The following is a 4758-nucleotide window of genomic DNA, read 5'->3' on the forward strand; positions in this document are numbered from 1 at the left end:
CGAAAGCGCCTCGGGCCAGTATCCGGTCGAGTCGGTCACCATGATGAACAAGGTGGCGATGGCGGTGGAGTCCGACGTCAACTACCGCGGCATCATCCGCGCGCAGGCCGCCGAGCCCGAGGCCACCGCCGCCGATGCCATCTCGGCCGCCACCCGCCAGGTTGCCGAAACCCTCGATCTGGCGGCCATCGTCACCTACACCTCCTCGGGCTCCACCGCCATCCGCGCGGCGCGCGAGCGGCCTGCCAAGCCTGTCCTCGCCCTCTCGCCCAACCTGCGCACGGCACGCCGGCTTGCAGTGGTCTGGGGCGTGCAGTGCGTCGAGACGCCGGACGCGGTCAATCTCGAGGACATGGTCGATCGCGCCTGCGTCATCGCCTACCAGGAGGGGCTGGCCCGTCCGGGCGACCGCATCGCCATCACGGCCGGTATCCCGCTGGGCACCCCCGGCGCCACCAACATGCTCCGCATTGCCTTCGTCCGGCAGGACGGCGCCGGGTCGTCGTAAGGGCGGCCCGCTCGACACCCCCTCCCGCCCTCTCCCGCATAGGGGGAGCCGTGGATCGCGCTTCCGGTCGGGCCTGGCCTCGACCACCGGCGGACACCCTCCCCCTTGCGGGAAGGCTTGGGGAGGGGGTAGCCACAGGCACCCACTCGAAAGGTTTCCCCATGACCACCGCCCTCGACGCCACCCTCGCCCATGTCGATGCCCATCTCGATGACAGCGTCGAGCGGCTGAAGACGCTGGTGGCGATCAAGTCGATTTCCACCGACCCGGCCTTTGTCGGCGAGGTGCACCGGGCCGCCGACTGGCTGGCGGCCGAGATCGGGGCGCTGGGCTTCAGTTCCTCCGTCCGCCCCACGCCCGGCCATCCGGTGGTGATCGGGCACGATCTCGCCGCCGCCGGACCGCACGTGCTCTTTTACGCCCACTACGACGTCCAGCCCGTCGACCCGCTGAACCTGTGGCACACCGACCCGTTCACCGCCACTGCGGTTGCCGGCGCCGATGGCGAGACCCAGATCGTCGGCCGCGGCACGTCCGACGACAAGGGACAATTGCTCACCTTCGTCGAGGCCTGCCGGGCCTGGAAGGCGGTCAACGGCAGCCTGCCGCTCAAGGTCAGCCTGATCTTCGAGGGCGAGGAGGAGATCGGCGGCAAGAGCCTGCCCGGCTTCCTCGCCTCCGCGCGGGAGGAACTGGGCGTCGCCGACATCGCGCTGGTCTGCGACACCGACCTGTGGAACGCCACGACGCCCGCCATCGTCACCATGCTGCGCGGCCTCGTCGGCGAAGAGATCGAGATCACCTGCGCCAGCCACGACCTGCATTCGGGCATGTACGGCAATGCCGCGCGCAATCCCATCCAGGTGCTCGCCGACATCATCGCCTCGCTGCGCAACCCCGATGGCAGCGTCGCCATTGCGGGCTTTTACGACGATGTCGCCGAGCTGCCGGCCGATATCGCGGCCCTGTGGAAGCGGCTTCCCTACGACGAGGCGGCCTTCCTCAGGGGAGCCGGGCTGACGACACCGGCGGGCGAGGCCGGGCGCTCCGTGCTTGAGCAGACCCGTTCGCGTCCCAGCTGCGAGATCAACGGCATCAGCGGCGGCTATACCGGCGACGGCTTCAAGACCGTCATTCCCGCCCGGGCCAGCGCCAAGATCTCGTTCCGCCTCGTCTCCGGCATGGACCCGGTGAAGATTCGCGCCGCATTCCGCCGGCATGTCGAGGACCGGCTGCCGCCCGACGCCACCGTCTCGTTCAGGGAACACGGCGGCAGCCCGGCCGTCTCGGTGCCCGCCGATGGGCCGTTCCTCAACAGGGCCGCCGCTGCGCTGGCCGAGGAGTGGGGAAACGAGGCGGCGCTGATCGGCTCGGGCGGCTCCATCCCGGTCGCCGGCGACTTCAAGCGCCAGCTCGGGCTCGACACCCTGCTCATCGGCTTTGCCCGCGAGGACGACCGCATCCACTCGCCCAACGAGAAGTACAATCTCTCGAGCTTCCACAAGGGCATCCGCTCCTGGGTGCGTATCCTCGCGGCCTTCGCGGCGGCCTAGTCGTTCGGGCCACCGAAAAAACAAAGGCCCGCCGAAGCGGGCCATTGGCAGGTTCGAAGCAGACCTCAGCCCTGGCGGGCCTTGTAGCGCTTGTCGACCTTGTTGATGATGTACACGCGGCCGCGGCGGCGCACGAGCTTGTTGGCGCGATGGCGACCCATCAGTGCCTTGAGCGAGTTGGTGACCTTCATTCAAAGACCTCGAAACGAAACAAAAAAGGCGCCGCGCGCCTTCGAATTCGCCCTGTCAATACGGGCAAACGCCCGGCCTGTCAACGCCCGGGAACGCCCTCGCCAACCGCATTTCGCCGCCCGCGGGCGTCGCTACCCGGCGGTTAACCGGCTGGCAATTGCTGCGCCCCCACAATCGGCCGTCGCTTCCGCGGGGATCCCATGACAACCGCAACCAGGCCGAGCTTTGCCAAGCTGGATGTGCTGCTCGTCGAGCCGACCCCGCACATGTCCACGCTGATCGTCTCCATGCTGCGTCACCTCAAGGTGCACAGCGTCGATGAGGCGTCCACCTCGTCGGCGGCCCTCGCCCAGCTGGCGCAGCGCAAGTACGGGGCCATCCTCGTCGACGAGGCGCTCCGGCCGATGGACGGCATCGCCCTCACCCGCGCCCTACGGGCGGCCGAGGGGCCCAACCGCGACACTGCGGTGGTGATGATGTCGTCGACGCCCGACACCGCGCGCATCCTCGCCGCCCGCGACGCCGGCATCAGCGAATTCCTGCGCAAGCCGTTCGCCGCCCAGCACGTCGAGACGCGTCTCGTCTCGATCCTTGCCGCGCCGCGCGAGTTCATCACCTCGGGCGCCTATGCCGGTCCCGACCGGCGTCGCCGGCAGGTGGACTACAAGGGCGCGGAGCGGCGCGGCCGCTGACCTCATTGCTCCGCGGTCGCGGCGATCTCGCTCCAGCGATGGCAGGCGACCATCCGGCCATTGTCCAGCGTCTCGAGCGGCGGCCGGCTCTCGGCACACAGCGCCGCGGCATGGCGGCAGCGGGTGCGGAACGTGCATCCCGATGGCGGGTTGATCGGCGACGGGATTTCGCCGACGAGGCCGTCGATCGTGCGTTGCCGCGCCCGCTGCGGGTCCGGTATCGGAACGGCCGTCAGGAGCGCCCTCGTATAGGGGTGCCTGGGATCGGCATAGAGCTCGTCACCGCTCGCCAGCTCGACGATGCGCCCCAGGTAGAGCACCAGGATGCGGTCGGAGACGTGCCGCACGACGCTGAGATTGTGCGAGATGAACACCAGCGTCAGCCCGAACTTCTCCTTGAGGTCGCCCAGCAGGTTGAGGATCTGCGCCTGGATCGACACATCGAGCGCCGAAACCGGCTCGTCGCAGACGATCAGCTTGGGTTCGGTGATCAAGGCCCGGGCGATCCCGATGCGCTGCGCCTGTCCGCCCGAGAACTCGTGCGGGTAGCGGTTGATCATCTCGGGCAGCAGGCCCACCGCCTCCATCGCCCTGATCACCCGCTCGCGCCGGCCCGCGGCGTCGATCTCCGGCATCAGCGTCCGCAGCGGATCGGCGATGATCTCACCCACCGTCATGCGCGGGTTGAGCGAGGCCAGGGGATCCTGGAAGATGATCTGCAGGTCGCGGCGGCGCAGCCGCATCTCCTCCTCGGGCAGCCGCGCGATATCCTCGCCGAGCCACAGCACGCGCCCCTCGTCGGGCGACAGCAGCTGCAGGATGCAGCGGCCGAGCGTCGATTTCCCGCACCCGCTCTCCCCCACGATGCCGAGCGTCTCGCCGCGCTTGACGGTGAAGCTGATGTCCTGCAGCGCCTTGAGCTGAAACGGCCGGGTGAACAGGCCACTCGAAACCGAGAAGAACTTGGAGAGGTTCTCGATCTTCAGCAGGTCGTCGTTCGTGTCGAGCATCACGCAACCTCCTCGTACTTGAGAGGTCCCTGATGCCAGCAGGCCCGGGCCCTTGACCCGCCGTCCACCGGCAGCAATTGCGGGCGCTCGGCGAAACAGGTCTCGAAGCGGAAGGCGCAGCGCGGGTGGAAGGCGCAGCCGCTCGGCAGCCGTTCGAGGCTGGGCGGCAGGCCCTGGATCGGGTCGAGCCGCTGCGCCCGCTTGGCGACATGCGGCGTCGAATGCAGCAGGCCCAGCGTGTAGGGATGGCGCGGCTCGTAGAACAGCTCGTCGACGGTTCCCGTTTCGACGCAGCGCCCCCCGTACATCACCATCATCCGGTCGGCGACGCCGGCCACGACGCCGAGGTCGTGGGTGATCAGCACCAGTGCCGTGCCGAACTCGCTCGTCAGCGTCTTGAACAGGTCCAGCATCTGCGCCTGAACCGTGACGTCGAGCGCCGTCGTCGGCTCGTCGGCGATCAGGATTTTCGGCCGGCACAGCAAGGCCATGGCGATCATCACCCGCTGCCGCATGCCGCCCGACAATTCGTGCGGGTAGGCATTGGCCCGCTTGACCGGTTCCGGAATCCCGACCCGCTCCAGCATCTCGACGACCGCCCGCGCCGCCTTGTCCGGGGCGAAGCCCTGGTGCCGGACCAGCACCTCGGCCAGCTGCGTGCGGATCTTGAGGCTCGGGTTGAGCGAGGTCATCGGATCCTGGAAGATCATCGCGATGTCCTTGCCGCGATAGGCGTCGAGCTTCTCGCCCGGCAGCCCGATGAGGTCGACCTCGCCCAGCATGGCCCGACCGCTGGCGCGGCC

At 68.7% G+C, this 4758-nt stretch carries 6 protein-coding genes; 3 read left to right on the top strand and 3 right to left on the bottom strand.

Annotated elements, in window-relative coordinates; translation table 11 throughout:
• On the top strand, positions 1–508 hold a 508-nt coding region (locus tag ACE3TU_RS18980; RefSeq protein WP_374627079.1), incomplete at its 5' end, for a pyruvate kinase alpha/beta domain-containing protein.
• A 161-nt stretch (positions 509–669) separates the two neighbouring features.
• Positions 670–2061: a M20/M25/M40 family metallo-hydrolase gene (locus ACE3TU_RS18985; RefSeq protein ID WP_374627081.1), complete on the top strand. Its 1392-nt coding sequence runs from the start codon at positions 670–672 to the stop codon at positions 2059–2061.
• A 65-nt stretch (positions 2062–2126) separates the two neighbouring features.
• Here the strand turns inward: ACE3TU_RS18985 and ykgO are convergent, their stop codons facing one another.
• Positions 2127–2252: a type B 50S ribosomal protein L36 gene (ykgO, locus tag ACE3TU_RS18990; protein ID WP_055046235.1), complete on the bottom strand. Its 126-nt coding sequence runs from the start codon at positions 2250–2252 to the stop codon at positions 2127–2129.
• A 201-nt stretch (positions 2253–2453) separates the two neighbouring features.
• Between ykgO and ACE3TU_RS18995 the strand changes: the two genes are divergently transcribed.
• On the top strand, positions 2454–2945 hold the full coding sequence (locus tag ACE3TU_RS18995; RefSeq protein ID WP_374627083.1) for a response regulator: 492 nt from the start codon (positions 2454–2456) through the stop codon (positions 2943–2945).
• A 2-nt stretch (positions 2946–2947) separates the two neighbouring features.
• On the opposite strand, the gene ACE3TU_RS19000 is transcribed toward ACE3TU_RS18995, so the two are convergent.
• Both ACE3TU_RS19000 and ACE3TU_RS19005 read right to left on the bottom strand, forming a co-directional pair.
• Positions 2948–3955, bottom strand: coding sequence for an ABC transporter ATP-binding protein (locus ACE3TU_RS19000; protein ID WP_374627085.1), 1008 nt, complete (start codon positions 3953–3955; stop codon positions 2948–2950).
• A partial coding sequence (locus tag ACE3TU_RS19005; protein ID WP_374627087.1) for an ABC transporter ATP-binding protein occupies positions 3955–4758 on the bottom strand: 804 nt, incomplete at its 5' end. The genes ACE3TU_RS19005 and ACE3TU_RS19000, both read right to left, overlap by 1 nt.

Source organism: Devosia sp. (assembly GCF_041917035.1).
In the GTDB taxonomy this organism is placed as follows: Bacteria; Pseudomonadota; Alphaproteobacteria; order Rhizobiales; family Devosiaceae; genus Devosia_A.

Excerpts from the sequence above, each read along its gene's own strand:
- ykgO (WP_055046235.1), bottom strand. The coding sequence starts at position 2,252 with ATGAAGGTCACCAACTCGCTCAAGGCACTGATGGGTCGCCATCGCGCC.
- ACE3TU_RS19000 (WP_374627085.1), bottom strand. The coding sequence starts at position 3,955 with ATGCTCGACACGAACGACGACCTGCTGAAGATCGAGAACCTCTCCAAG.
- ACE3TU_RS18995 (WP_374627083.1), top strand. The coding sequence starts at position 2,454 with ATGACAACCGCAACCAGGCCGAGCTTTGCCAAGCTGGATGTGCTGCTC.
- ACE3TU_RS18985 (WP_374627081.1), top strand. The coding sequence starts at position 670 with ATGACCACCGCCCTCGACGCCACCCTCGCCCATGTCGATGCCCATCTC.